The sequence below is a fragment of the Methylobacterium terricola genome (assembly GCF_006151805.1).
Classification (GTDB): domain Bacteria; phylum Pseudomonadota; class Alphaproteobacteria; order Rhizobiales; family Beijerinckiaceae; genus Methylobacterium; species Methylobacterium terricola.
The window spans coordinates 1-26,390 of the sequence record NZ_VDDA01000047.1 but is presented as its reverse complement, the minus strand read 5'-3'; the positions used below and the strand labels follow the sequence as shown (position 1 = coordinate 26,390).

Genomic DNA, 26,390 nt, shown 5'->3' with positions numbered 1-26,390 from the left:
GGCGAGGCGGGTGCGGCGGCAGAAGCGGGGCGATCGCAGACCAGAGGTCGTCGGGAAGAAGCGGGCGAGCCATACCACCCCAACGCCCAACAGACCCGATCGTGCCGTTCTGTTAGGCGCTCTTAGAGACGCATTCGAGAATGCAGGGGCCTTACCAGCGGTTTGCGCGGCGCCGACGCACCAGCTCCCCAGCCACAGGGCCAAGGCTCATGAGGGAGATGGGCGATCGTGATCCGGAGCTTCGACCTCGCGGTTCAGGTTCCCGATCGGGTGGCGAGAGGGGTCGGCAGCCAGGGCGAGCAAACGGGCGAGGAGCGCCTGACCCGGCAGGCCGCCAGATCGCGTAGCGCGCCCATTCCACGATCAATACCGGCACGATCTCTGGTGGCCCTCGACGACGGCCAACAGGGATGGCTGCTAGGGCGTCCCTGCGACCTCACGTGAGCGAGTGCGTGGTGATGCCGAGCGTGACAGGGCGAGGTCGTTGGTGGCGCGCTTGTTGTAGCGGGCGGCGATCCTGTTCGAGACGGTCGATCAGCCGCTCGACCGTGTTGCGCTCCCGGTAGAGCCCGCAGCAGATCGGCGAGTGCCTGCGGCTGGATCCGTCGGGCGAGACGCCGACGCGCATCCATCACTGGCACGCTGTCAGGCGCTCGACGTCCAGGGCCGGGGCACGGCGCCGTGTGAGCTGGACCGCGCATCGTCACACAGGACGGGCTCTGCGGGTGCCACGAGCCCGCCACCCCGAACTGCGGCAGGTCGTTCGTCACCTCCGGCGCGTCTCCTGTCCGTCGAACGGCGGGGTCGGGAACGCTCCGGGCTCGGAGGAACGCCAGGCCCCGCTCCCCGACAGGCCACCTCCGCGGTTGCCGTCCTGTCATCTGCCAGCGCTGCATCGTCGTCAGGGTTCGAAGAAACATGTGTCCATAATTTAATTAATATACCGCAGCAAAGGGGCGTCACGACCCGCTCTTGATCCGTGTCGCATGAACGAAGACCGATGTGAGCGCGGGCTCGGCCTCAGGAAGCAACTCTCGACCTCCACGGCACCTGACAAGATTACGCCTCATCAGATCCACGCACAGGCCGGATGTCACCTCGATCGCGGAGGTGTCGTTCGGGCAGCTCAGGCGCTGATCAACCGGCGATGGAGCATGCGCGAGCCACTACGATACAATTACGAAAAATATCGGTGCCAAGAAACGGATGTCGCAGCGAAACCGATCTCGAATTTCATGTGAGAAGAACAGGCCACGCCGGGCAGAGACCGCGCGCCGCCGCACGAAAAATGCGCAGCGTGCCGCGAAAATGAGATGGACATCCCGGCGCATAAAATCAACTATGGATACATAATCGACTCAAAGGGGTTTGCCATGAGGACGGTGATCCAGGCCGGGCACGTGATCGCCTTCCAGGACGGCGGTCATCGCCATCTCAAGGGCGGGACGATCGTCATCGAGGACGACCGCATCGCCCATGTCGGCGGCGGCGCCTTCGAGGGCGAGGCGGACGAGGTGATCGACGCGCGGGACAAGATCGTCACGCCGGGCTTCATCAACACGCATGCCCACTTGAGCGAATCGCCGCTCGACCGCTCCTTCGTGGAGGATCGCGGGCCGCGGAACTTCTACCTGTCCGGCCTCTTCGAGTTCCTGACCGCCCGCGACGGGGCGATCACCGAGGCGGCGCGGCGTGCCTCCGTCGCCGCCTCGATGCCGGAGCTGATCCGCACCGGCACGACCACCATCGTCGAGATGGGACTGCAGGGCGCTTACGTCGCCGAGCAGGCCGAGAAGGCGGGCCTGCGCGCCTATATCGGCGAGATGTACCGCTCGGGCCGCTGGTACACCAACGACGGCAAGAGCGTTCAGTACCAGTGGTGGGAGGATGACGGCGCCGCGGCGATGCAGCGGGCCGTCGATTTCATCACGGCGGTCGACGGGCGTGCCGAGGGGCGCATCAAGGGCTTCCTGACGCCGGTCCAGGTCGATACCTGCTCGGAGGCGCTGCTGCGGCGCTCGCGGGCGGTCGCGACCGAGATGCGGGTGCCGCTGGCGCTGCACGTCTCGCAATCGGTGCCGGAATTCCAGGAGATGGTGCGCCGCAACGGCTGCTCACCGGTCGAGTGGCTGGAGAAGATCGGCTTCCTCGGCAGCGACGTCATCCTCGGCCACGTCATCATGCCGGGCGGATCGAGCTGGACCAACTACCACGCCGACGACATCGGCATCCTGGCCGATAGCGGGACCAACGTCGCCCATGCGGTCTGGGTCTTCGCCCGCCGCGGCATCGCGATGGAGAGCTATGCCCGCTACCTCGCCCGCGGGGTCAACATGACGCTCGCGACCGACACCTGCCCGCAGAGCATGATCGAGGCCCTGCGCTGGACCGCCGTCATCAGCAAGATCATGGACCGGCGCACGGAGGTCGCGACCGCGTCCGACGTGTTCGACTCGGCGACGCTGGCCGGTGCCAAGGCGCTCGGTCGCGACGACCTCGGCCGCATCGCGGCGGGCGCCAAGGCCGATCTCCTGTTCTGGGAAGGCCGCAGCCTGTTCATGACGCCGATGCGCGATCCCGTGCGCAACATCGTCTACTCGGCCCAGGCCGAGGACCTGAACGCCACGATGGTCGACGGCCGCTTCATCATGCGGGACCGGGTCGTGCCCGGGTTCGACATCGCGGCGCTCACCGCCGACCTGCAGAGCGGGGCGGAATCGATGTGGGCCAACATGCACCGCGAGGACTGGGCCAAGCGCGACATCAATCAGCTCTCGCCGGAGAGCTACCCCGAATTCCGGCGCTGATCGGCCGGGACGACCCGCCTCCACCCACGATGACCCGCGGCCCCGGCCGCGAGACCAGACATCATCGGCTCACGACCCGGCCGCACCGCGATGGGGATAGCAATGACGCGCAAGAAACGGACGGCCCTCGCCCTTCTGGCGACCTGCCTCGCACTCGCCGGTGCGCCGGTCCGGGCGAGCGACCTCAAGGTCGTGATGGAGAGCCGGCTCGGGAATCTCGATCCGATCCTCAGCGCCTCGCACCAGACCCGCGATCACGGCTACCTCATCTACGACACGCTGTTCGGCCTCGACGCGAGCCAGGCCGTCCAGCCGCAGATGGTCGAGAGCTACACGGTCTCGCAGGACGGCAAGGTCTACAGCTTCCGCCTGCGCGACGGCCTGACCTGGCACGACGGCAAGCCCGTGACCGCCGCCGACGTGGTTGCCTCGATCAAGCGCTGGGGCCAGCGCGACCGGATGGGCATGGCGCTCACGTCGATCACCACCGACCTCGCGGCCCCGGACGACCGGACCTTCGCCCTCACCCTGTCGCAGGCCTCCGGCGTCGTCCTCGAGGCCTTCGCCAAGCCGAGCGGCGTGCCGCTCTTCATCATGCCGGCCCGCGTCGCGGCGACGCCGGTCACCGAGGCGATCACCGACTACACCGGCTCCGGCCCCTTCGTCTTCAAGGCCTCCGCCTACCAGCCCGGCGTGCGGGCGATCTACGAGAAGAACCCGCGTTACGTGCCGCGCAGCGAGGCGCCGAGCTGGTTTGCCGGGGCCAAGGTCGCCAAGGTCGACCGGATCGAGCGCATCGAGATGCCGGACCCGCTCACCGCCGTGAACGCGCTCAACAGCGGCGAGATCGACTATCTCCAGAACATCAACGTCGACCTGATGCCGCTCGTCCAGACGAGCGAGGTGACGACCCGCCGCCTCGACGCGCTCGGCTACCAGGTCGGGTACCGGCTCAACCACCTGCAGCCGCCCTTCACCGACAAGCGCGTGCGTCAGGCCGCCCTGTGGGCGATCGGCCAGGGCGAGATCATGCAGGCGCAGTTCGGCGACCCTGCGCATTACAGCCTGTGCGGAGCGGCGTTCGGCTGCGGCCTGCCCTACGCGAGCGACGTCTCCGCCGCGATGGTCATGACGGCGGATCCCGCCAAGGCCAAGGCGCTGCTGGCCGAGGCCCGCTACGACGGCACGCCGGTCGGCCTCATCCACATCTCGGATATCCCGTCCCTGTCCTCGGTCGCGCCGGTGATGGCCCAGCAGCTGCGCGCGGCGGGCTTCAAGGTCGAGCTGCAGGCGATGGACTTCATGACCATGCTGTCGCGCCGCGCCAACCAGGGCCCGGTCTCCGCCGGCGGCTGGAGCATCTTCGTCACCAGCTGGCACAACACCGAGATCCAGGACCCTCTGCGCAACTTCATGATCGTCGCCGAGGGCAAGGGCAGCTATGCCGGCTGGGCCGACGTGCCGCAGATCGGCGCGCTCACCCGCGAGTTCCTGACGGCGAAGACCCAGGATGAGCGCAAGGCCATCGCCGGCCGCATCCAGGGCATCGCCTACGACGAGGGCGTCTTCGCCCCGCTCGGCTCGTTCGCCCGGGTCAGCGGCGTCCGCAAGGAGATCGAAGGGGTTCTCGACGCGCCGGCCAACATCTTCTGGAACATCTCGAAGAAGGGGGGATGAGCCGATGCTCGGCTATCTCGCCCGGCGCGTCGCGATGACCCTGCCCGTGATGGGGGTGGTGGCCCTCATCGTGTTCGCGCTGCTGCACCTGGCGCCGGGCGACCCGGCCTCGATCATGGCGGGGGACGCCGCGTCCCCGGCCGAGCTCGCCGAGATCCGGGCCCGGCTCGGCCTCGACGCGCCGCTCGCGGTGCAGTTCGTCACCTGGCTCGGCCAGATCCTCCAGGGCAATCTCGGCCTCTCCCTCCACTCGCACAAGCCGGTGGCGGAGATGATCGGGAGCCGCCTGGGGCCGACGTTCTCGCTCGCCGTCGCGACCGTGACGGTCTCGCTCCTCGTCGCCATCCCGATGGGGGTCTACGCCGCCTGGCGGCGCGGCCGCCTGAGCGACCGCCTGGTGATGGCGGTGGCGGTGCTCGGCTTCTCGACGCCGGTCTTCGTGGTGGGCTACGGGCTGATCTACCTGCTCTCGCTCAAGGCGGGCTGGTTCCCGGTCCAGGGTTTCACCGCCCTCACCACCGATCCGGTGCGCTTCCTGCGCACCGCCACCCTGCCGACCCTGACCCTGTCCACGGTCTACATCGCGCTCGTCGCCCGCATCACCCGCTCCAGCGTGCTGGAGGTGCTGGGCGAGGATTTCGTCCGCACCGCCCGCGCCAAGGGCGTGCCCGAGGCGAGGATCGTCCTGCGCCACGCCCTGCGCAACGCCGCGGTGCCGATCGTCACGGTGGTCGGGTCCGGCGCCGCCTTCCTGATCGGCGGGGTCGTCGTCACCGAGAGCGTGTTCAACATCCCGGGCCTCGGCCGCCTCGTCGTCGAATCCGTCCTCGCGCGGGATTACCCGCTGATCCAGAGCCTGATCCTGCTCCTGTCTCTGGTCTACATTCTGATCAACCTCGCGGTCGACGTGCTCTACACGGTGTTCGACCCGCGGATCCGGTACTGAGTAACCTGCTTGACCGCATCGTCTTCTCGAGGTCCCGGTCCGCCGCGTTTGTCCGGTGCGGGATGCGAAGGGTGGAAATCCATGTCAGCCCTCACGACCACAGGCTCGGCCCCGCGCCGCGCCGGGCGGCTCCTGCCGCGCGGCAGCGGGCTCTCCGCCTGCGCCGCCCTGGTGCTGCTCGTCATCGGGCTGTCCGCCCTCGTCGGGCCGCTCGTCATCGCCGCCGACCCGCTCCACATCGACCCGGTGAACCGGCTCAAGCTGCCGTCGGCGGCGTTCTGGTTCGGCACCGACGCGATGGGGCGCGATGTCTTCGCCCGCGTCGTGTACGGCGCCCGCACCTCGCTCCTCGTCGGGCTGGCCTCGGCCGCCTTGTCCCTGGTCCTCGGCACGCTGATCGGGCTGCTGGCGGGCTACTTCCGGCTCCTCGACGGCATCGTGATGCGGGTGATGGACGGCATCATGGCGATCCCGTCGATCGTGCTCGCCGTGGCCCTCGTGGCCGTGACGGGCGCCAATCTCGGCACCGTGCTCCTGGCGATCGTTCTGCCCGACTTTCCCAGGGTGGTCCGGCTGGTGCGCGGCGTCATCCTCGGCCTGCGGCAGGAGGCCTATGTCGAGGCGGCGGTCTCGCTCGCGACCCCGACCTGGCGGATCCTGCTGCGCCACATGCTGCCCAACACCCTGGCGCCGCTGATCGTGCAGGGCAGCTTCCTGGTCGCCTCGGCGGTGCTGACTGAGGCGGTGCTGAGCTTCCTCGGGGTCGGCCTGCCGCCCGAGGTGCCATCCTGGGGCAACGTGATCGCCGAGGGGCGGACCTACTTCCAGATCCGGCCCGGCCTGATCTTCTTCCCCGGCCTGTTCCTCGCCCTCACGGTGCTCAACATCAACCTGATCGGCGATGCCCTGCGCGACGCCCTCGACCCGAAGCTCGCGACGAGGCGCTGACCATGACCGCCCCCGCACCCACTGAAGTCCTGCGCATCGAGGGCCTGACCGTCTCGCTCAAGGAGACGGGCCAGCCCACCGTCGCGGATCTCTCGCTCGCCGTCCGGGCGGGCGAGACCCTGTGCGTCGTCGGCGAATCCGGCTCCGGCAAGTCCGTGACCTCGCTCGCCGTCATGGGTCTCCTCGATCCCGCCGCCCTCGCGGTCACGGCGGGGCGGATCACGGTCGACGGCGAGGACGTGCTGGCGGCGTCGCCGGAGGCGTTGCGCCGGATGCGCGCCACCCGGATGTCGATGGTGTTCCAGGAGCCGATGACCGCCCTGAACCCGGTCGAGACCGTCGGGGCGCAGGTCGAGGAGGTGCTGAAGGTGCACGGGATCGGCGATGCCGCCGCCCGCCGCCGCCGGGTGCTCGAGATGTTCGCCTCCGTGCACCTGCCGGATCCGGAGCGCATCCATACCTCGTATCCCCACCAGCTCTCGGGCGGCCAGCGCCAGCGCATCGTGATCTCGATGGCCCTGATCCTGCGGCCGAAGCTGCTGATCGCCGACGAGCCGACCACGGCTCTCGACGTCACCACCCAGCGCCAGATCCTGCTGCTGATCCGCGAGCTGCAGGAGCGCTTCGGGACCGCCGTCCTGTTCATCACCCACGATTTCGGCGTGGTGTCGGAGATCGCCGACCGCATCGTCGTGATGAACCGCGGCCGGATGGTCGAGATCGGCAGCCGCGACGACGTCCTGGCGCGGCCGCGCCAATCCTATACCCGGATGCTGGTGGCCTCCGTACCGAGCCTGGTGCCGCCGGAGCGCGCGCCCGGCGGCGGTGCCGAGGTCCTGACGGTGGCGGGGCTCGCCAAGAGCTACGGCCAGAACGCCGGTCTCGGCGGCATCCTGCGGCGCAAGGCCGGCGTCGCGGCGCTCCACCCCACCGACATGCGGCTTTCCCGCGGCGAGATCCTCGGCATCGTCGGCGAATCCGGCTCGGGCAAGACCACGCTCGCCCGCTGCATCATGCGGCTCGTCCCGCCCTCCGCGGGCTCGATCCGCCTCGACGGCGCCGAGATCGCCGGGCTGTCGAACGCGGCCCTGCGCCCGCACCGGCGCCGGTTGCAGATCGTGTTCCAGGATCCGTTCCGCTCGCTCAACGCGCGCCTGCGGGTGCGCGACCTGATCGCCGAGGGACCGCTCAATTTCGGCGTCTCCCGCGAGGCGGCCTATGCCCGGGCCGGCGACCTGCTCGAGCGGGTCGGCCTGTCGCGGGAGATGCTCGGGCGCTTCCCGCACCAGTTCTCCGGCGGCCAGCGCCAGCGCATCGCCATCGCCCGGGCGCTCGCGCTCGAACCCGACGTGCTCGTCGCCGACGAGTCGGTCTCGGCGCTCGACGTCTCGGTGCAGAGCCAGGTGCTCGCGCTGCTGCGCGGCATCTGCGACGAGAGCGGCGTCGGCATCCTGTTCATCACCCACGACCTGCGGGTCGCCGCCCAGATCTGCGACCGGATCGCGGTGATGCGCCGGGGCGAGGTGGTCGAGACCGGCACCGCCGCCGCCGTGCTCGCCGCCCCCACCCATCCCTACACCCGCGAGCTGATCGCCGCCGCCCCGGGACGGGGCTGGAACTTCGCGGAGTTCCGGGCGCAGCCGCAGAGTGCCGCCCCGTGACGGGCTGCACGCGCACCACGACCCAACGGGAGGCCTGATGAAGACGATCGGTGTCGATGTCGGCGGCACTTTCACGGACCTCGCCCTGTGCGACGTCGGAAACGGCGAGGTCGTCATCCACAAGGTCGCGACGACCCCGCACGACCCGTCCGAAGGCGTGGTGCAGGGCGTGCGCGAGCTGTGCGCGCGGGCCGGGATCGCGCCGGGGGAGATCGCCTACGTCTTCCACGGCACGACGACCGCGACCAACGCGGTTCTGGAGAACACGCTCGCTCGGGCCGGGATGATCACCAATGCGGGCTTTCGCGACATCCTGCATATCGGACGCCACCAGCGGGTCGAGCATTACTCGATCCGGCAGGAGCTGCCCTGGCAGAGCCGCCCGCCGATCGCCCGCCAGCACCGCAAGACCGTGGCCGGGCGCCTCGTCCCGCCGACCGGGGCGGAACTCGTTCCCCTCGACGAGGCCGGGGTGAGCCGCGCCGCCGAGGAGCTGAAGGCCGAGGGGGTCGAGGCGGTCGCGATCTGCTTCCTGTTCTCGTTCCTGAACCCGGCGCACGAGGAGCGCGCCCGCGCCATCGTCGAGGCGGTGATGCCGGAGGCCTTCGTCACCACCTCCTCGTCGGTCTCGCCGCAATTCCGCGAGTTCGAGCGCTTCACCACCGCGGCTTTGGCCGCCGCCATCGGCCCGAAGGTCCGGCGCTACATCGCCAACCTCGAATCCGCCCTGGCGCGCCTCGGCGTCACCGGCGAATTGCGGATCATGGCCTCGAACGGAGGCGCCGCCACCGCCCGCATGGTGAGCGAGAAGCCGGCCCTGACGCTGCTCTCGGGCCTCGCCGCCGGGGTGCTCGGCGGCCGCTGGGTCGGCGAGCGGATGGCGCGGCGCGACCTCATCACCCTCGATATCGGCGGCACCTCGGCGGATATCAGCCTGATCCGGGAGGGCCGCTTCGCCGAGACCGACGCGCGCTCGACGGCGCTCGCCGGCTTTCCCCTGCTGCTGCCGATGATCGACGTGCACACGATCGGGGCCGGCGGCGGCTCGATCGCCCATCTCGACCGGGGCGGCGCCTTCCGGGTCGGCCCGCGCAGCGCCGGCGCCGTGCCGGGCCCCGCCGCCTACGGCAAGGGCGGCGACGCCCCGACGGTGACGGATGCCCACGTCGTCCTCGGCTATCTCGACCCGGAGGATTTCGTCGCCGGGGAGCTGCGCCTCGATTCCGAGGCGGCAACCCGGGTCGTCGGGGATCTCGCCGGCCGCCTCGGGCTGCCGCTGCACGAGGCCGCCGAGGGGATCCTGACGGTACTCAACGCCAACATGGCGAACGCGATCCGCTCCCGGACGGTCCAGAAGGGCCTCGATCCGCGCGGCTTCGCCCTGATGGCGATGGGCGGGGCCGGTCCGCTCCACGGCGCGGCGGTGGCGCAGATGCTCGCGATCCCGGAGGTGATCGTGCCGCCCTTTCCGGGCATCACCTCGGCGCTCGGTCTCCTCACCACGGATCTCAAATACGATGCGATCCGCACCCAGTTCCAGGTCTCCGACGCCCTCGACGTCGCGCGCCTGACGGACGGCTTCTCGGCGATGGAGGCCGAGCTCGCCCGGCTGTTCTCCGCCGACCGCGTGCCGGCGGACCGGGTGCGCACCACCCGCACCGGCGACCTGCGCTATCTCGGCCAGGGCTACGAGCTCTCGATCGACTTTCCCTCGGGGGCCCTCGATGCGGCGGGGCTCGATGCGGTCTGGCGGCGCTTCCACGACAGGCACGCCGCCGAGTACGGCCACGCCTTCCCGGGCAGCCCGGTCGAGATCGTCAACATCCGGGTCGCCGGCACCGGCCTCCTGCCGAAGCTGCCCGGCCTCGCCGCGCCGGCGGGCGGCCCGCTCGACGCGGCGGAGCTGCGCCGGGGCCGCTGCCTGTTCCGGATCGGAGGCCGGCTCACGCCCTGCGACACGCCGTTCTACCGGCGCGAGGCTCTGCCGGTCGGCCAGGCCGTGGCGGGGCCCGCCATCATCGTCCAGCAGGACAGCACCACCCTGGTGCCGCCCGGCGCCCGCGCCGCCGTGCACCCGTCCGGCAGCCTCGTCATCACCCTGGGAGACGCCGCATGACCGCGCCCGATCCGACGACCGCCATCGACCCCGTGACCGCCGCGGTGATCCAGGGCGCGCTCGAGACCATCGCGGTCGAGATGGGCCACAAGCTCATGCGGATGAGCCACTCGTCGATCATTCGGGAATCGGAGGATTTCGGCGCCGCCCTGACCGATCCGACCGGCAGCCAGCTCTGCGAGTGCCGGATGTCGACGCCGCTGCAATCGGGGCCGATCCCGGGCTACGTCCGCCACATCCTCAAGGTCGTGGCGGCGCGGGGCGACGCGATCCGGCCCGGCGACGTGATCATGCACAACGACCCCTATGGCGGGGCGAGCCACGGCCCGGACGTCGCCTTCTGCGTGCCGGTCTTCCATGCGGACGCGCTCGTCGGCTTCTCGGTCACCACGGCGCATCACCTCGACATCGGCGCGCTGACGCCGGGAAGCTGCGGCATCGTCGATGCCGTCGATACTTACGCCGAGGGCCTGCAGTTCAAGGCGATCAAGGTCTACGAGGCCGGGCGCCGGGTCGATCCGGTCTGGCAGATCCTGGAGGCCAATCTCCGGGCGCCGCACCTCGTCGTCGGCGACATGGAAGCCCAGATCATGGCGGCGCGGATCGGCGCCGCGCGCTTCACCGAATTGATCGAGACCTGGGGTCTTGCCGCGATCACGGCCGCCCATGACGACCTCATCGCCTATTCCGAGCGGCTGATGCGCGAGGCGATCCGGGCGCTCCCCGACGGCGAGTGCCGCGCGGTCACCCATCTCGACGGCTACCTCGACGATCCCGACCCGAGCCGCCGCGACCTGCCGCTCGTCGTGACCCTGCGCATCGCCGGCGACGCCCTGGAGGTGGACCTCACCGGTACCGCGCCGCAGCTTCCCGACAAGCCGATCAACATGCCCTTCGAGGGCACGGTGGATTGCGCGATCTGGCTCACCATCCGCTCGATCCTGCTCGACAGCGTCACCTTCGGCCACATCCCGCAGAATGCCGGGCTCACCCGGCCGATCCGCATCGTGGCGCCGAAGGGCTGCCTCGCCAACCCGGACTTCCCGGCCCCGGTGATCGCCCGGTTCTGTCCCGGCAACCAGCTCGCCGACACGGTGATGAAGGCGCTGGCCCAGGTCGCGCCGGACCGGGTCTCGGCGGGCATCGGCAACCTGCGCGTCGCCTCCTTCTCCGGCCTCGAGGGCGGCCGGCACTGGGTCCACATGGAGATCCTGGAGGGCAGCTACGGCGGGCGGCTGGGCCTCGACGGCATGGATGCGGTCGATACGCTCTACGCTAACACCCGCAACAACCCGATCGAGGACATCGAGATGCACCTGCCGCTGCGGGTGACGCGCTACGAGCTGCGCGAGGACGCGGTGGCGCCCGGGCGCTGGCGCGGCGGCATCGGCACGGTGCGGGAATTCACCTTCCTGTCCGATGGCGGCTTCTCGATGGAGGGCGACGGCCACAGCCACCGGCCCTGGGGCCATGATGGCGGCGCGGACGGGCTCACCGCCTCGGTCACGCTGGTGCCGGCCGACGGCGAGCCGCGCGCCCTCGTCTCCAAGATCCCCTACCTGAAGGCGAAGGCCGGCGACCGGCTGGTCTGCCTCGGCCCCTGCGGCGGCGGCTACGGCGATCCCCTCATGCGCGACCCCGAGGCGGTGCTGCACGACCTGCGCGAGGGCTTTCTCGGAACGGAGGCGGCCTTCGCCGAGTACGGGGTCGCCGCGACGCCGGCGGGGCTCGACGAGGCGGCGACGCGGGCCGAGCGCGGGCGGCGGATCGCCTCCCGGCCCTCGTGAGCGACCGGTCGTCGCCGGCCGGACGATCCGGCAGCGTGCCCGGGCGCGTCGTCACGCCTCCAGGAACTCCCGCCAGCGGCGCACCAGGTAGCCGTGCTCGTCCATGAAGGTGTTCCAGACGCGCACCCGCGCCATGCGGGCCGCGTAGGAGCCGCCCTCGCGCAGATGTCCGGCCGGGATCGCGGGAAGACCGAACGGGTCCGGCAGGGCCGTGGCCGCGGGCAGGCCCTCGTACCAGTAATCCCACTCGGCCGGCGACAGGAAGGCCCGCGCCCGCTCGGGGAGGCAAGCGTAGTAACCCTGGCGGGACAGGCAGGCGCCGGGCCAGCCCCCGGCCCACCAGTTCAGGTAGGCGTAGGCGGCGTCCAGGGTCTCGCCGTCGGCGGCGGCCGAGAGGCAGAGGTCGGAGTGCCAGCCCCGTCCACCCTCGACCGGATTCGCGACCGCGACCTCCATCGTCTCCCGCCGCAGCCGGGTGATGCCGGGCGTGAACATGCTCTGGATCAGGGCGCCGCGCTGCATCAGCCGGGCGGCCTCCTCGTAGTTCGACCACGTGCCGCGGAAATGCCCCCGCTTCTTCAGCTGGATCAGGGTGTCGGCGACGTGATCGATCTCCTCGATGGTGAGGTTGCCGACGTCGCCGAAGGCGACGCCCTGGGACGCCTCGGTGGCGAGCGCCGCCTCGATCATGCCGAGCACCGGGTCGGACAGGAGGCCGACCCGTCCGCTCAGGCGGTCGTCGAAGAGCCAGCCCCAGCTCTCCGGCGCGTCCGGGCCGATCACGTCGCGCAGGCCCGGCTGGTAGGCGAAGCCGTCGATGCCGCGCAGGACCGGCAGCATCGAGACCCGGTCGCCCGGACGCGGTCCCAGCTCTCCGTCCGGCTGCACGAACAGCTTGCCCGTGACGGTGGGCGGCGCCTGCGCGTCGAGGGGCGGGTGGGCAAGCGCGCGCAGCTCCGCCGCGCAGGTCAGGCGGTCGAGGACGATCGGCCGGATCGCCCGCGAGGTCCAGATCAGGTCGACCGTGTGCCACTGATGGTAGACGTCGAAGCTCTCCGGTGCCGTCACGACCCGGCGCAGGCCGTCGAGGGAATCCACCACCTCGAAGTCGATGTCGATGGCGAGCGCCCGGGCGGCCTCCTCGCGCAGCGGCGCCGGCACGAATTCGCGCCGCGCGATGACGCGCAGCCGGGGGCGGGAGGACGGCACGGCGGGCCTCTCAGTGGATCCGGATCAGGTACGGAGAATCGTTCGGCGCGTCGAAGATCGACAGGACCTTCAGGCGGGCCCGGACGCGCTGGTGGTCGAGGTCGAGGTGCCGGCGCAGGGCCTGGGCCGCGCCCTCGGCGTCGCGCCCGAGGAGGTGGAGGACGACCATCCGGTGCTCGTCGATGATCGCGCCGGCGTCATGCACCCCGATATGGGCGCGAAACAGTGCGTCGACGACGTGCGCGACCTGCAGGCCGTGGATCGTCGCGATCATCCGACGGTTGCGGCAAGCCGCGATCAGGTCGCGGTGGAGGGCCGTCTCGATGGCGTCGATCTCGGGGGCGTCCCCCCGACCACCGGCCGCGCGCAGCCGCTCCAGCTCCTGCGCCATCGCCGTGAGGACACCCGGCTCAAGGCGCGCCGCCGCCCCGCACAGGGCCTGCGGCTCCAGCAGGCGGCGCATCTCGTGCATCTCGTCGAGGGTGCGCGCCGAGAGGGGCCCGACGATCCAGTGCGACGAGCGGCTCTTCTCGATCAAGCCCTGGCCGTTGAGCCGCGCCAGCACCTCCCGCGAGATGGTGCGGCTGACGCCGAAATGCTCGCACAGGCCGGCCTCGGAGATCTGGAACGTACCGAACGGGATCGCCCGGAGCACGGCGCCCTCGACGTCCTCGAGGATGGTTTCCCAACGCGGCGACAGGGGCGTGGACCGGCCGGTCTCGAGCAGGGACAGGTCGAGGTCGAGCCGGTGCAGATTCTCGCGCCCTGGCGGCGCCTCGGGGGGAGCGCCGCCGACGACGTAGCCCTGCTGGGGATGGATTGCCAGGAGGCCCTCCGCCGCGAGCCGATCGAGGGCGCGGCGCACCGGCGATGGGCTCAAGCCCAGCCGGTCCGCGACCGCCGCCGTGTAGAGGCGGGTTCCGGGCGGGATCCGGCCCGTACGGATGTTCTCCGCCAGGACCGTCCGGACCAGCTCGTAATAGCCCTTGCCGAGCGCAGGCGTCTCCCGGGTCGACATCGGCCTCGTCAGGTGGCGGGGTGGGCATGGCCCCTTCGTGCCGGGAGCGTCGCGCGATGCGCGAGAGCCGGCAAGGCCGGGAGCGGGCCTCTCCGGCTCACCTACCAAGATCGGGCGCGCCCGTCAGCCCGTCAGGTGGCGGTCACCGGGCCGGAGGGAACACCGAGGAACGCGGTGCCGGGAAGCGGCCGGCTCGGCGGTCTCGACGCCCTCCACCGGCGTCGCCATGCCGAGGCCCGTCCCCGTGGTGATCATGGCGTGCACGATCGCGGCGATTTTCCGAATCGTCGGATGGGCCGGAGCACCGCCCGACCACGCTCCAATCGGGCGCTGCTCTGGCCGGTCGCCACCGGCGACATCGCGGCCTGAGGGCGCGCACGATGGCGCATCGGCATCACAGCACCAGCCACGCGCCTGACGCGATCGCGAAGCCCAGCACCGCCCACCGCAGCGTCCGCGCGTCGAGCGCGCCGTGGGCGAAGCGGCTCAGATAGGCTCCCCCCGAGAGCGGAAGGGCGAGCAGCACGGCGCTCCACAGCTGCACCGTGGTGATCCGGCCCACGAGGGCGAGGATCGCGACCGACAGGGCCTGGCCGAGGAGGAAGCACAACGCCACGGTGGTGCGCAGGACGGGCCCGGGGGCGTGCTGAAACACGAGGGCGAGCGGGGGACCGCCGATGCCCGTCGCCGTCTCGGTCACGCCCGTCACCGCGCCCGCCACCGCACAGGCGCGCCGGCCCGGCAGAAAGGACGGCGCGAGCAGGGAGGCCAGCGCCGCCGCGAGGGTCGACAGCCCGACCAGCACCCGCAGGCGCTCCGGGGACAGCAGGAGCAGGACCGCCAGGCCCGCAAAGGTGCCGACGACCCGCCCGAGCGTGACCCAGCCGGCGCTCGCGAGGTCGATCGCGCCGCGCTCCCGGGCGATGACGTAGAGGCTCAGCGGGATCATCAGCACCAGCACGGTCGTCGGGATCAGGTCCGGAGCCAGCGCGATCGCGATGGGGGCGACGATCAGCGCGAAGCCGAAGCCGATCGTCCCCTGGACGAAGCCGCCGACCGCGACCGCGGTCGCGAGCGCGGCGAAGACGGTGGGCGTCACGGCAGGGACGATCCTCTGCGTCCGGCGCGATGCATGCTCGAGACCGGATGAACCCGCTGGATCGGGGCCGCGGCGACCGCGGTCTCGGCCCGGGCGGCGACCGCTTCCATCAGCGCACGGGCGTCCCAGTCGATCGGCCAACCCCGCCAGAGCCTCAGGCGGCCCGCGACCAGGACCGCCTCGATCTGGTCGCGGTTGCCGAGGCGGACCAGCTCCCAGGGCAGGTCCCAGGACGGGCGCAGCTCCGGCACCGCGAGGTCGACGACCAGAAGGTCCGCCGCGAGGCCGGGCGCGAGGGTGCCGGTGACGCCCGCGAGTCCGACCGCGCGGGCGCCGCCCGCCGTGCCGGCCTCGAGCCAGGTCCAGCCGCCGCCGCAGGAGGAATCGCCGGTGGCCAACCCGAAGGCGAGGCGCTGCACCGTCTCGGCCGCGTCGAGGAGGCGGAAGCCGTCGCTGCGGGTGCCGTCGGTGCCGAGGCCGACCGGGATGCCGCGCGCGATCATGTCGAGCGCGGGCGCCGCGGCGTTGCCCTTCCAGGCCGTCGCGACGGGATTGTAGGCGACCGCCGCGCCGCTGCCGGCGAGGCGGGCGAGCTCGGACGGCGTGACGAGCGTCGCGTGGGCGAGCAGCGTCGCGGGCCCGAGCGCCCCGACGCGGTCGAGATGCTCGATCGGCCGCTCACCGCGGGCCACCAGCGAGCGCTCGACGGCGACGAGGTGCTCGTTGGCATGGGTCTGGAAGACCGCGCCGGCCTCGCGGCACCGGGCGGCGACGGCGCCGAGCATCCGGTCGCTCGCGACCTCGGGGATCGAGACCGCCAGCGACGGGTGGGTCAGGCCGCCGGCCGGGAAGCGGGCGAGGTGGGCGTCGGCCGCGGCGAGGATCGCGTCCGGATCGCCGGCCTTGCCACCCCCGAGGTCGTTGCAGATGAAGCCGAGCACGCAGCGCAGGCCCGCTGCCTCGGTGGCGTGCGCGATCGTTCCGACGTCGCCCGCGGCACGGGTGCCGGCGTCGACGACCGTGGTGAAGCCGCCGCGCAGCGACTCGAGCGCCGCGAGCTTGGCCGAGGCGTGGACGATCTCGTCGTCCAGGCTGCCTTCGAGCGGCACCCAGATGCGCCGGAAGATCTCCGAGGGCTCGCCGAAGGCCAGCGCCTTGCCGAAGCTCTGGGTGAGGTGATGGTGGGCGTCGATGAGCCCCGGCATCACCAGGCGGTCGGGCAGCGCGATCCGCGGGAGATCGGGACGCCGCGCCGCCACCGCCGCACCTGGCCCGAGATCGGCGATCCGTCCCGCCTCCACGGCGACGGCGCAAGCTCGCACCGGCCCCTCCGGCAGCAGGGTGTAGTCCGGTTCGAGGATGAAGCCGGGAGCGGCGAGGGCATCCGGCCCGAAGGAAACCGCGAGCGTCATGGGATGCGGCGCTCCGCGCGGTCATCGAAGAAGGGCAGGTCGTGCGGGAGGCGTGATCCGCGTCCGCCCCTCGCGTGGTCGCGACGGGCGGTCACGGCAGGGTTACCGTCGCGGGCGCGACGCTCTTGAGCGGGGCGTCAGCCACGGCCGACCGGAACAGGGCGGCGCTCGGCTCCGTGTCCCTGACGATGCCCCGCTCGCGGATCCAGGTTCCTTCCCGGACCATCAGGTCGATGAGGCCGCCGTCGAGGACGACGCCGTAGCGGTACTTGTCCCAGTCGGCCCGGATCCCCTCGAGGGTCAGCGCCTTGCCGGCGGCCTTGGCGACGATGTCCTGGGCCCCGGCCGGGTCGCTCTTCATGACCTCGTCGGCACGGACCAGGGCCTCGACGAGCTTGGCCGTCGTGGCCGGGTCCTTGGCCAGGAAGTCGCGCGAGGCCGCGACCACGAAGGTCGTCGCGTAGGCGGAGACCGGCAACTCGCGGTAGCGCTCACCGAGGATGCGCCGCGCGCCGCCGAACGCGCCCGGGAAGGTCGCGATCGCGTCGACATCGCCGCGCAGCAGCGCCGGGGGCAGGTCGGGCGGGGTCAGGTTGACGATCTGCGCCTTGACGCCGGCGCGCTTCAGGTCCTCGTCGACCATGAACTGGACGTTGGTGCCGACGGGCAGGCCGATCTTCTTGCCCGACAGGCCGGCGAGGTCGGTCGCGCCGCTGGCGGGCGTGGTGATCAGCCGGTTCGCGACGAAGCGCGAGAGCACGGCGAGCACGGCGAAGGGCTGCTTGCGCAGGGTGCCGACGACGGCGGGGAATTCCGCCATGACGGTGACGTCGAGCTGCCCGCCGATCAGCGCCTCGAAGCCCTCGCGGCCCGACTGGAACGGGATGAGCTTCGGCGCGATCCCGGCCTCCTTGAAGTACCCCTTCTCCGACGCGACCAGGACTTGCGGCGCGTCCATGGAGTAGGAGCCCCAGCCGACGGTGACGACCTTCTGGGCCAAGGCGGCGGGGGCGGAAAGCACCAGGGGCACCCCTAAGAGGAAGGCGCGGAGCGTGTGGAGCATCGGGGGATCTCGATCGGTTCGGGAATCGGCGGTCAGTGCGCGTGGCGCAGGCGGCGCATGATGCGGTTGCGGTTCGCGAGGTAGGTCGCATCGACGTCGTCGACCCGGCGCGGGCGCGGGCTTGCCACGTCGAGCGTCTCGACGATGCGGCCGGGACCGGCCGACATCACGTGGACACGGTCGGAGAGCACCAGGGCCTCGTCGACGTCGTGGGTGACGAACAGCACCGTCGTGCGGTGCGCCTCCCAGACGCCGAGCAGCAATTCGTGCATCGAGGCGCGGGTCTGCGCGTCGAGCGCTCCGAAGGGCTCGTCCATCAGCAGCACCTTGGGCCGCGAGGCCAGGGTCCGGGCGAGCGCGACGCGCTGCTTCATGCCGCCGGAGAGCTGGCCGGGATACATGTTGCCCCGGCCCTCGAGCCCGACCTCGGCGAGACCGGCGAGGGCCTGCGAGCGCCGCTCGGCGGCCGACAGGCCGAAGCGCTTCAAGGCAAAGCCGATGTTCTGCGCGGCGGTGAGCCAGGGGAACAGGGCGTATTGCTGGAAGACGACGCCGACCTCCGGGTCGGGCCCGGCCACGGACTTGCCGTCCACGTCGATGCGGCCGGCCTGGACCGGCACGAAGCCGGCGACCGCGTTGAGGAGGGTGGACTTGCCGCAGCCGGAGGGGCCGACCAGCGCCGTGAACGAGCCGGGCTCGAGCACGAGGTCGGTGGGCGCCAGCGCCTCGACCCAGTGGCCGCCGGTGCCGCGATACCGGATCGCGACCCCGTCGACGCGCACGCGACCGGTGGTGACGGGGGCAGGGACCGGGCAGGGGCTAGGGCAGGGGGCAGGGGAAATGGCCATCGTCAGTGCTCCCAATGGATCACGCGGCGCGACACGGCCACGAAGGCGACGTCGAGCAATGCGCCGAGGAGGCCCAGCTCGATCAGGCCGACGAACAGCCGGTCGGTGCGGAAGAACTGGCGTGCTTCCTGGATGCGGTAGCCGATGCCGCTCGAGGCGCCCGAGAGCTCGGCGGCGACGAGGCTGAGGAAGGCCAGGGCCGCACCCATGCGCAGGCCCGCCACGATGTGCGGGGCGGCGGCCGGCAGCACCACCTCGAAGAACTCGCGCCGCGTGCTCGCACCAAGCGAGCGCGACGCGCGGATGTAGGTGCCGGCGATGCCGGCGGCGCCGTGATGGGTGTTCAGCCAGACCGCCAGGAACACCGTGTAGCCGATGACGAAGTACTTCGAGCCCTCGCCGACGCCGAACCAGACGATGGCAAGCGGGACCAGCGCGATCGCCGGGATCGGCCGCAGTAGGGTCAGGAGCGGTGTCAGCGCCACCGAGAACACGCGGGTGCGGGCGGTGAGCAGGCCGACGAGGATTCCGGACACGGAACCCAGCACGAACCCCGTCGCGGCGCGACCAAGGGAGGCAGTGAGGTCGGAGCCGAGCGCGCCCTCGTCCCACAATTCGACGGCTGCCGACCAGACCATCCCCGGCGACGGGAACAGCTCGCGGTTGACGAGGCCCGAGGCGGTGACGAGCGTCCAGAGGAGGATGAAGCCGAGGATCGCCAGCGCGGCCCGCAGGCCCGGGCCAAGCCGCGCCAATGCCGCGCCTGCGAGTGCCGGCAGGGCAGGGTGGGCGACCCTGCCTCCGGCCTCGCGTACGACCAACGTCTCTCCAGGAGGTGCCGACATGTCCGCGCTTCCGCCATTCGGGCGGCGGGCCGTTGCCGCGCCGCATTGTCCACGCTAGGTACTGGGTAACCGGACATAACATGACATGACAAGTTCAAAGGGCCAGCAGCGTGATGAAGTTGAGGGCACTGCGCCCGCCCGCGCGCCGGTGGCGCTGTACGCCGCGATCCGCGACGCCCTGATGCGGGAGATCACGTCGGGCCGGCTGAAGCCGCACGACCGGCTTCCGTCGGAGGCCGAACTCATGCGTCGCTTCGGGGTGAGCCGGATCACCGTGCGCCAAGCGCTCGGCGCGCTCGCCGCCGATGGATTGATCTTCGCCCTCCAGGGCAAAGGCTCCTTCGTGTCCCTACCCAAGGCGGCTCAGACGCTGTCGCGGCTCGAGGGGTTCGCCGAGGCGATGGGTGCGGCCGGTCACGAGGTCTGGAACGACGTCGTCGGCCTCGGCGAAATCCCGGCTCCCCGTGAGGTCGCCGAGCGGCTGCGGCTGAAGCGGGGGGCGGCGGTCATCGAGATCCGCCGGGTCCGTCATCTCGACCGCGCGCCGATCTCCTACGAGGTGACATACCTTCCCACCGTCATCGGTGCGCGCCTCGCCAGCGCGGATCTGGCACGCCGCGACATCTTCACGATCCTCGAGAACGACTTGGGGCGCCCCCTCGGACGCGCCGATCTCACGGTGGAAGCCGCTCTCGTCTCCGAGGACATCGCTCCTCTCCTCGGCATCGCCCCCAACGCGCCGGTGCTGCGCATCGAGCGTCTCACCCACGATGCCGAAGGGGTGCCGATCGACTTCGAGTACCTCGTCTATCGCGGTGACACCTTCCGCTATCGCCTCACCGTCGACCGGAACGCGGGTGAGATCGGGAGCCGGACGGGCTCTTCCCGTCGAGAGCCTGTTTGAGGGCGTAGGCTGCGTGCTGGCGCAATGGTGGTGGGACGCGGCGCGTCGAAGGATCGAGACGCATCCCCGGCTTTTCCGCTTCGAGCCGACGGACCACTTGCAGGCAGTCGGATCGGGTCTCTCGGGGTGAGCATCAGACGCTTTGCCACCCGCGATGCCTGGCGCTCACCCAAAGCCCAAGCTGCGCACCCGTTCTGAAACGACGTCTCGTACCGCCGCGCCTTGGCACCAACAGCCGCTCGACCCGGCCCAACTCGCGCTCGCTCATTCGGGACCACCCCAGGATCCCCCCGTGCTCCGCTGAACGGGGGTAGGGTACCGGTCTTGTTCGGCTCGGGTGGGACAGCTCCTCCCGCGCCCAGACCCGCGATTCGCATAAGTCGATTTTCTCAGAGAATCGCGGCCCGGCGGGACGCTCGGCCGTAGAAACCGATGACGTATCCAGAGGACCGACCGCTGGCTCCTGAGCCAGCACCCGGCGTGGTCGACACGGAGCCGGTCCAGGGCGCGCCGGCATCCATGAACCGCGCGCGACGGCCAAGGCCAGCGAGATCCTGCGCGAGGCGTCGGCATATTTTTGCCACGGCGGCACTCGGCCGCCGGTAGCGGCCAGGATCAGCTTCGTCCACTCGGCTCCATCACGCCCGATCGCGCAGCCAGAGCTAAGCCGCGCGAACACGTCCGTGCGCCACGCTGCCCACCGCCCGAAGTCGCCGGGCCGGTCGCGCCCCGGGCAGCCGATCGTCTCCGGACCGGATCGCTCCCGCGCGCAGTCCGGCCCGGGATGTGCATGGAGGTAATGGGCAGGGGCCGGAGGGCTGGCGCACGCGTCGCAAGGGCCCAGATGAGGACCGCGCATGACGATCATGAAGACTCGGCTCTCCGCGACGATGGGACTTGCCGCCCTGATCGGCGTGATCGGCGTGGTTCTGGGTCCAGGCGTGCCGGCCTGCGCCGCCGAGAAGAGCGTCACCTTCGCCTACCAGGACATGATGACGCCGATCCGGGTCCTGATGGAGAGCGGCGACCTCGAGAAGCAGACCGGATACAAGGTCAAGTGGGTCAAGATCGGCAGCGGCGGCGACGTCATCCGCGCCATGGCGTCGGGCAACGTCGATGTCGGCGAGGCGGGCTCCTCGGCGATCGCCACCGCGGCCTCGCAGGGCCTGCCGGTCAAGCTGTTCTGGATCCTCGACGACATCGGCGATGCCGAGCAGCTCGTCGCCCGCAACGGCACCGGGATCACGTCGGTCAAGGACCTGAAGGGCAAGACGGTCGCCGTCCCCTTCGTCTCGACGGCCCATTACCAGCTGATGTTCGCGCTGCAGGAGGCGGGCCTCGGCCCGAAGGACGTCAGGATCCTCAACATGCGCCCGCCGGAGATCGCCGCCGCCTGGGAGCGCGGCGACATCGACGCGACCTTCGTCTGGGCACCGGTGCTGTCGACGGTCAAGAAGAACGCCACGGTCCTGGCCTCGGCCGGCGACTTCGCCGCCAAGGGCAAGGCGACCTTCGACGGGATCCTGGCGACCAACGCGTTCCTGGCCGCCCATCCCGATTTCGCGACGACCTTCGTCCGGCTGCTCGCCGCTGCCGACGCGGATTACGCCCGCAACGGCAGTTCCTGGACCGTCGGCTCGCCGCAGGTGACGGCGATCGCCAAGTGGACCGGGGCGGCGCCCGCCGACGTGCCGGAGGGGCTCGCAGCCTACCGCTTCCCGACCCTCGAGGGCCAGGCCTCGGCGCAGTGGCTCGGCGGTGGCGCGGCGAGCGCGCTGAGATCGACCGCGGAATTCCTGAAGGCGCAGGGGCGCGTGCCCGACCTCGCTCCCGATTACGGCGCCTACGTCACCGCCGACGTGGCCAAGGCGGCGGCCAAGCCGTGAGCCCGAAGCCCTGAGCCCGAAGCCCTGACCCGATTCCCGAGGAGGCAGCCGTGCTGGAGATCCGCAAGCTGAGCGTCCAATACGGGGAAGGCGACGCGGCCACCGTCGCGCTCTCCTGGATCGACCTCACGATCGAGCCGGGGGAGTTCGTGGTCGCGCTCGGCGCCTCGGGCTGCGGGAAGACGACCCTGCTCAACTGCCTTGCCGGCTTCCAGCCGGCGACCGAGGGCCAGATCCTGCTCGACGGCCGCCCGGTCACCGGGCCGGGGGCAGATCGCGGCGTGGTGTTCCAGCGCCACGCGCTGATGCCCTGGCTCAGCGTGCTCGACAACGTCGCCTTCGGCCTCCGGATGCAGGGCATCGCGAAGGCGGAGCGCGAGGCGCGGGCGCGCGCCATGCTCGACCTCGTCGGCCTCGCCGATGCCGCGGGCAAGCGGATCTACGAGCTGTCGGGCGGCATGCAGCAGCGCGTCGGCATCGCCCGGGCGCTCACCGCCGATCCGCGCATGCTGCTGATGGACGAGCCCCTGGGCGCGCTCGACGCCTTCACCCGCGAGCAGGTGCAGGAGCTCATCCTGTCGCTCTGGGCGCGGACGCGGAAGATGGCGTTCTTCATCACCCACGAGGTCGAGGAGGCGATCTTCCTGGCGACCAAGCTCGTCATCATGACGCCCCGGCCGGGGCGCATCGCCGAGGTCGTCCCGCTCGATTTCTGCCGGCGCTTCCTCGCCGGCGAGGCGGCCCGCGCGGTGAAGTCCGCCCCCGACTTCATCGCCATGCGCGAGCGGGTCCTGCACCTGATCCACGACCATGGCGGCGCCAGGGCCGATCCCGCACGAGGAGCCGCTGCATGAGCGAGGCCGCCACGCCAGCCCCCGACGCGGCGATGCCCGCCCTGTCCTCGAACGACCGGCGCCGGGCGGCGATGCGGGGCGTGACGCCGCCCTTGCTGCTGATCAGCCTGGCGACCGTCGCCGTCGCCTTCGTCGCCTGGATCGCCGCGACGCGGACCGGCCTCGTCAAGCCGCTGTTCCTGCCCCGGCCCGAGAGCGTGCTGCGCGCCTTCGCGGACGCCCTGGACGGACGCATCGACGGCGCGCCGCTCCTCGAGCACGTCGCCATGAGCCTCGGGCGCGTCGCCGGCGCCTTCGTGCTCGCGGCCCTGGTGGGGATCCCGGTCGGCCTCGCCACCGGCTTGAGCCCCGCCTTGCGCGCGGCGCTCGATCCCTTCATCGAGTTCTACCGGCCCCTCCCTCCCCTCGCCTACCTGCCGCTGGTCGTGATCTGGTTCGGCATCGGCGAGACCTCCAAGATCCTGCTGATCTTCCTCGCCTGCTTCGCACCCGTCGCGCTCGCCGCCCGCGCCGGCGTCTCGGCGGCGAGCCTCGACCAGATCAACGCCGCCCGGGCGCTCGGCGCCAGCCGCTCCCAGGTGGTGCGCCACGTCGTGCTGCCGGCGGCCCTGCCGGACATCCTGGTGGGCCTGCGCATCGGCATGGGCGTCGGCTGGACCACCCTGGTGGCGGCCGAGATGGTGGCGGCCTCCACCGGCATCGGCCAGATGGTGCTCAATGCCTCGAACTTCCTGCGCACCGACATCGTGGTGATGGGCATCCTGGTCATCGGTGCCCTCGCCGCCGCCTTCGAGTTCGGCATGCGCCGGCTGGAACGGCGCCTGACCCCGTGGAAGGGTAAGGTCTGACGATCCCGGCCCGATTCGAGAGACGACCGATGAACGACATGCACCGCGCCAACGACCTACGTCACGTCATCGAGGCGGACCGGGCCCATGTCTGGCACCACCTCACGCAGCACAAGGCCTACGAGACCGTCGATCCGCGGGTGATGGTCGAGGGAAGAGGCATGCGCGTCTGGGACGCGACCGGCCGCGAATACCTCGACGCGGTCTCCGGCGGCGTCTGGACCGTCAATGTCGGCTATGGCCGCACCAGCATCGCCGACGCGGTGCGCGACCAGCTCGTCAAGCTGAACTACTTCGCCGGCGCGTCCGGCTCGATTCCGGCGGCCTTGTTTGCCGAGCGGCTGATCGGGAAGATGCCGGGCATGGCCCGGGTCTACTTCTCGAATTCGGGCTCGGAGGCCAACGAGAAGGTGTTCAAGATGGTGCGCCAGATCGCGCACCGGCACCATGGCGGGCGAAAGAGCAAGATCCTCTACCGCGAGCGCGATTATCACGGCACCACGATCGGGACGCTGGCGGCGGCTGGCCAGGACCAGCGCCGCGACCAGTACGGGCCGTTCCCGGACGGCTTCGTGATGGTGCCGCACTGCCTCGAATACCGCAGCCAGTGGGGCGCGGTGGAGAATTACGGCGAGCGGGCCGCCGACGCCATCGAGGCGGTGATCCTGCGCGAGGGGCCCGACAGCATCGGCGCGATCTGCCTCGAACCCGTCACCGCCGGCGGCGGCGTGATCACGCCTCCGAAGGGGTACTGGGAGAAGGTGCAGGACATCTGCCGCCGGCACGAGATCCTGCTCCACATCGACGAGGTGGTCTGCGGCATGGGCCGGACCGGCGCGTGGTTCGGGTACCAGAATTACGGTGTGCAGCCGGATTTCGTGACGATGGCCAAGGGCGTGGCCTCGGGTTACGCGGCGATCGCCTGCACGACGACGACGGAGGCGGTGTTCTCGCTGTTCAAGGACGACGCCGCCGACCCGATGTCATATTTTCGCGACATCTCGACCTTCGGCGGGTGCACCGCCGGCCCGGCTGCGGCCCTCGAGACCATGCGCATCACCGAGGACGAAGGCCTGATCGCCAACACGGTCGCGATGGGCGAGCGGCTGATGACGGGCCTCCACGCCCTGGCCGAGCGCCACGCGGTCATCGGCGACGTGCGCGGCAAGGGCCTGTTCTGCGGCGCCGAGCTCGTCGCCGACCGCGGCACCCGGGAACCGGCGGAGGAGAAGCGGGTCCAGGCGGTGGTCGCGGATTGCATGGCCCACGGCGTCATTATCGGCGCCACCAACCGCTCGCTCGCCGGTCTCAACAACACGCTCTGCCTCAGCCCGGCGCTGATCGCGACACCGGACGACATCGACCGGATCGTCGAGGCGATCGACGGGGCGTTGGGCCGGGTGTTCGGGTGAGCGGCGACGCCCGGCCCGTGGCGGCACCGGCACCGGAGCCACGGGTCCAGGCCGTGCGCGAGCCGGATTGATCGGCGCCCGATCCGGTCGAGCACCGCAGCATCGCGGGGCCGCGCAGCCGAGGCGCGGGCCCCAGAGGACGGGCGTGCCGTTCGACCCGGTCTCCCGCCCTGGCCGCCCCGTCGGTGAGAAGACCGGCGGCGACCTCGCACCTCCGGCGTGGTTTCCGGGCCTCCGCGTGTTCGCCGCGACGCCAACCGCCGCGAAGTAGATCTGCGCCTCCAGCTCCTCCGCGAGCCCGTCATGGTCGGCCGTTGCCGCGTGTCGAGCGGCTCCAGGTGCGGCCGGATCCGTGCGAGATCGAACTCGGAAAGGCTGGCGAGCAATCGGTTCTGGAAGGCGGAGGACGCAGGCACAGGCAGTCGATCTGAACGTGGTCGTCGAGAGGTCCTGCCGGATATCGGATCGACCGAGAGATACGAGAGAATTGCTGCCGGACGGGGAGAACGACGTGAGACCGCGCAGTCTCAGGTCCCCGCCAGTTCGATCCAAGTCAAGAGTCAACGCGATGTGGCGGGCGGCCTTCGTGCATTGCGTACACGCGCACGTCGGAATGCGGCCACTCGGGTGATCGTGAGGTCGGGGCGGACCAGAACGCAGCCGCGTGCGCCGCCCCCGGTGCCAGGTTGACAGGCAAGCCGGCTACCCTTAAACGACCGCTCACCGACGGGGCGCCGCGACGAGCGGCTCCGCCCCACGGACCTTCCGAGAGACGACGAAGCAGGGGCCAGGGCAACCCGGCGCTGCTTTTTGTTCTCTGGAAGGTCGAGATCTGGCCCCGGCCCGATCGGCTCTTTGACAAGTGCATACGAGAAAGAGAAGCGTGGACGGCGTCGTCCCTGCGGGCTGGTTCTTCGCGAACCAGCTGTGAGTAGGATGATGCTGGTCTGACGTTTCGGTGCTCACACGATCAGGTGGAAACGCCGATCGGTTGTGAGCCTCCGTTTATGTTGTGATCAGCTATGATCAGCTCTTCAACTTGAGAGTTTG

General features: G+C 70.9%; 20 protein-coding genes and 1 pseudogene. 13 read left to right on the top strand and 8 right to left on the bottom strand.

The window, feature by feature from the left end; genetic code table 11:
- Positions 1 to 436: 436 nt before the first annotated feature.
- Complete coding sequence (locus FF100_RS34275; protein WP_139040484.1) at positions 437 to 628, bottom strand: hypothetical protein; 192 nt, start codon at positions 626 to 628, stop codon at positions 437 to 439.
- Between FF100_RS34275 and FF100_RS38770 the strand changes: the two are divergent.
- The 8 genes and pseudogenes from FF100_RS38770 to FF100_RS34240 form a co-directional block, all read left to right on the top strand.
- Positions 567 to 771 (top strand): annotated as a pseudogene (locus FF100_RS38770) (IS30 family transposase); the annotation flags it as partial. The gene FF100_RS34275 and the pseudogene FF100_RS38770 overlap by 62 nt on opposite strands.
- Positions 772 to 1,373: 602 nt before the next feature.
- Positions 1,374 to 2,807: an amidohydrolase family protein gene (locus FF100_RS34270; protein WP_139040483.1), complete on the top strand. Its 1,434-nt coding sequence runs from the start codon at positions 1,374 to 1,376 to the stop codon at positions 2,805 to 2,807.
- Between the two features lie 102 nt (positions 2,808 to 2,909).
- Positions 2,910 to 4,484, top strand: coding sequence for an ABC transporter substrate-binding protein (locus FF100_RS34265; protein WP_139040482.1), 1,575 nt, complete (start codon positions 2,910 to 2,912; stop codon positions 4,482 to 4,484).
- A 4-nt stretch (positions 4,485 to 4,488) separates the two neighbouring features.
- Complete coding sequence (locus FF100_RS34260; RefSeq protein WP_139040481.1) at positions 4,489 to 5,430, top strand: ABC transporter permease; 942 nt, start codon at positions 4,489 to 4,491, stop codon at positions 5,428 to 5,430.
- A gap of 81 nt (positions 5,431 to 5,511) precedes the next feature.
- On the top strand, positions 5,512 to 6,378 hold the full coding sequence (locus tag FF100_RS34255) for an ABC transporter permease (RefSeq protein ID WP_139040480.1): 867 nt from the start codon (positions 5,512 to 5,514) through the stop codon (positions 6,376 to 6,378).
- A 2-nt stretch (positions 6,379 to 6,380) separates the two neighbouring features.
- Positions 6,381 to 8,039 (top strand): dipeptide ABC transporter ATP-binding protein, encoded by a 1,659-nt coding sequence (locus FF100_RS34250; protein ID WP_139040479.1) that lies wholly within the window; start codon positions 6,381 to 6,383, stop codon positions 8,037 to 8,039.
- A 37-nt stretch (positions 8,040 to 8,076) separates the two neighbouring features.
- On the top strand, positions 8,077 to 10,155 hold the full coding sequence (locus tag FF100_RS34245) for a hydantoinase/oxoprolinase family protein (protein WP_139040478.1): 2,079 nt from the start codon (positions 8,077 to 8,079) through the stop codon (positions 10,153 to 10,155).
- Positions 10,152 to 11,942, top strand: a complete 1,791-nt coding sequence (locus tag FF100_RS34240; RefSeq protein ID WP_139040477.1) for a hydantoinase B/oxoprolinase family protein — start codon at positions 10,152 to 10,154, stop codon at positions 11,940 to 11,942. The genes FF100_RS34245 and FF100_RS34240 overlap by 4 nt, the downstream gene beginning before the upstream one ends.
- 51 nt (positions 11,943 to 11,993) lie before the next feature.
- Here FF100_RS34240 and FF100_RS34235 read toward each other — a convergent pair whose 3' ends face one another.
- The 7 genes from FF100_RS34235 to FF100_RS34205 all read right to left on the bottom strand — a co-directional run bounded on the left by FF100_RS34235 (position 11,994) and on the right by FF100_RS34205 (position 19,412).
- A complete protein-coding gene (locus tag FF100_RS34235; protein WP_139040476.1) occupies positions 11,994 to 13,151 on the bottom strand; it encodes an ABC transporter substrate-binding protein in 1,158 nt (385 codons plus the stop codon).
- 10 nt (positions 13,152 to 13,161) lie between these two features.
- Positions 13,162 to 14,169 carry a GntR family transcriptional regulator gene (locus tag FF100_RS34230; protein ID WP_139040475.1) on the bottom strand — a complete coding sequence of 336 codons (1,008 nt, stop codon included), beginning with the start codon at positions 14,167 to 14,169 and terminating at the stop codon, positions 13,162 to 13,164.
- Positions 14,170 to 14,563: 394 nt separating this feature from the next.
- Complete coding sequence (locus tag FF100_RS34225; protein ID WP_139040474.1) at positions 14,564 to 15,268, bottom strand: sulfite exporter TauE/SafE family protein; 705 nt, start codon at positions 15,266 to 15,268, stop codon at positions 14,564 to 14,566.
- Positions 15,265 to 16,680: an amidohydrolase family protein gene (locus FF100_RS34220; protein ID WP_139040473.1), complete on the bottom strand. Its 1,416-nt coding sequence runs from the start codon at positions 16,678 to 16,680 to the stop codon at positions 15,265 to 15,267. Before FF100_RS34220 ends, FF100_RS34225 begins: the two co-directional genes overlap by 4 nt.
- 91 nt (positions 16,681 to 16,771) lie before the next feature.
- Entirely contained in the window at positions 16,772 to 17,743 is a 972-nt protein-coding gene (locus FF100_RS34215) for an ABC transporter substrate-binding protein (RefSeq protein ID WP_139040472.1), read from the bottom strand.
- A gap of 32 nt (positions 17,744 to 17,775) precedes the next feature.
- Complete coding sequence (locus tag FF100_RS34210) at positions 17,776 to 18,525, bottom strand: ABC transporter ATP-binding protein (protein WP_246102714.1); 750 nt, start codon at positions 18,523 to 18,525, stop codon at positions 17,776 to 17,778.
- 68 nt (positions 18,526 to 18,593) lie between these two features.
- Positions 18,594 to 19,412 (bottom strand): ABC transporter permease, encoded by an 819-nt coding sequence (locus FF100_RS34205; protein ID WP_246102712.1) that lies wholly within the window; start codon positions 19,410 to 19,412, stop codon positions 18,594 to 18,596.
- 109 nt (positions 19,413 to 19,521) lie between these two features.
- Here FF100_RS34205 and FF100_RS34200 point away from each other — a divergent pair, with 109 nt between their 5' ends.
- The 5 genes from FF100_RS34200 to FF100_RS34180 all read left to right on the top strand — a co-directional run bounded on the left by FF100_RS34200 (position 19,522) and on the right by FF100_RS34180 (position 25,340).
- The gene (locus FF100_RS34200; RefSeq protein WP_139040469.1) at positions 19,522 to 20,340 is read left to right on the top strand and encodes a GntR family transcriptional regulator; all 819 of its coding nucleotides are present in this window, start codon (positions 19,522 to 19,524) and stop codon (positions 20,338 to 20,340) included.
- A gap of 857 nt (positions 20,341 to 21,197) precedes the next feature.
- Complete coding sequence (gene tauA / locus FF100_RS34195) at positions 21,198 to 22,226, top strand: taurine ABC transporter substrate-binding protein (RefSeq protein WP_139040468.1); 1,029 nt, start codon at positions 21,198 to 21,200, stop codon at positions 22,224 to 22,226.
- A 50-nt stretch (positions 22,227 to 22,276) separates the two neighbouring features.
- Positions 22,277 to 23,080, top strand: a complete 804-nt coding sequence (locus FF100_RS34190) for a taurine ABC transporter ATP-binding protein (protein ID WP_139040467.1) — start codon at positions 22,277 to 22,279, stop codon at positions 23,078 to 23,080.
- Positions 23,077 to 23,928, top strand: a complete 852-nt coding sequence (locus FF100_RS34185; RefSeq protein ID WP_139040466.1) for an ABC transporter permease subunit — start codon at positions 23,077 to 23,079, stop codon at positions 23,926 to 23,928. The genes FF100_RS34190 and FF100_RS34185 overlap by 4 nt, the downstream gene beginning before the upstream one ends.
- Before the next feature lie 29 nt (positions 23,929 to 23,957).
- Positions 23,958 to 25,340, top strand: a complete 1,383-nt coding sequence (locus tag FF100_RS34180) for an aminotransferase family protein (protein WP_139040465.1) — start codon at positions 23,958 to 23,960, stop codon at positions 25,338 to 25,340.
- Positions 25,341 to 26,390: the final 1,050 nt, after the last annotated feature.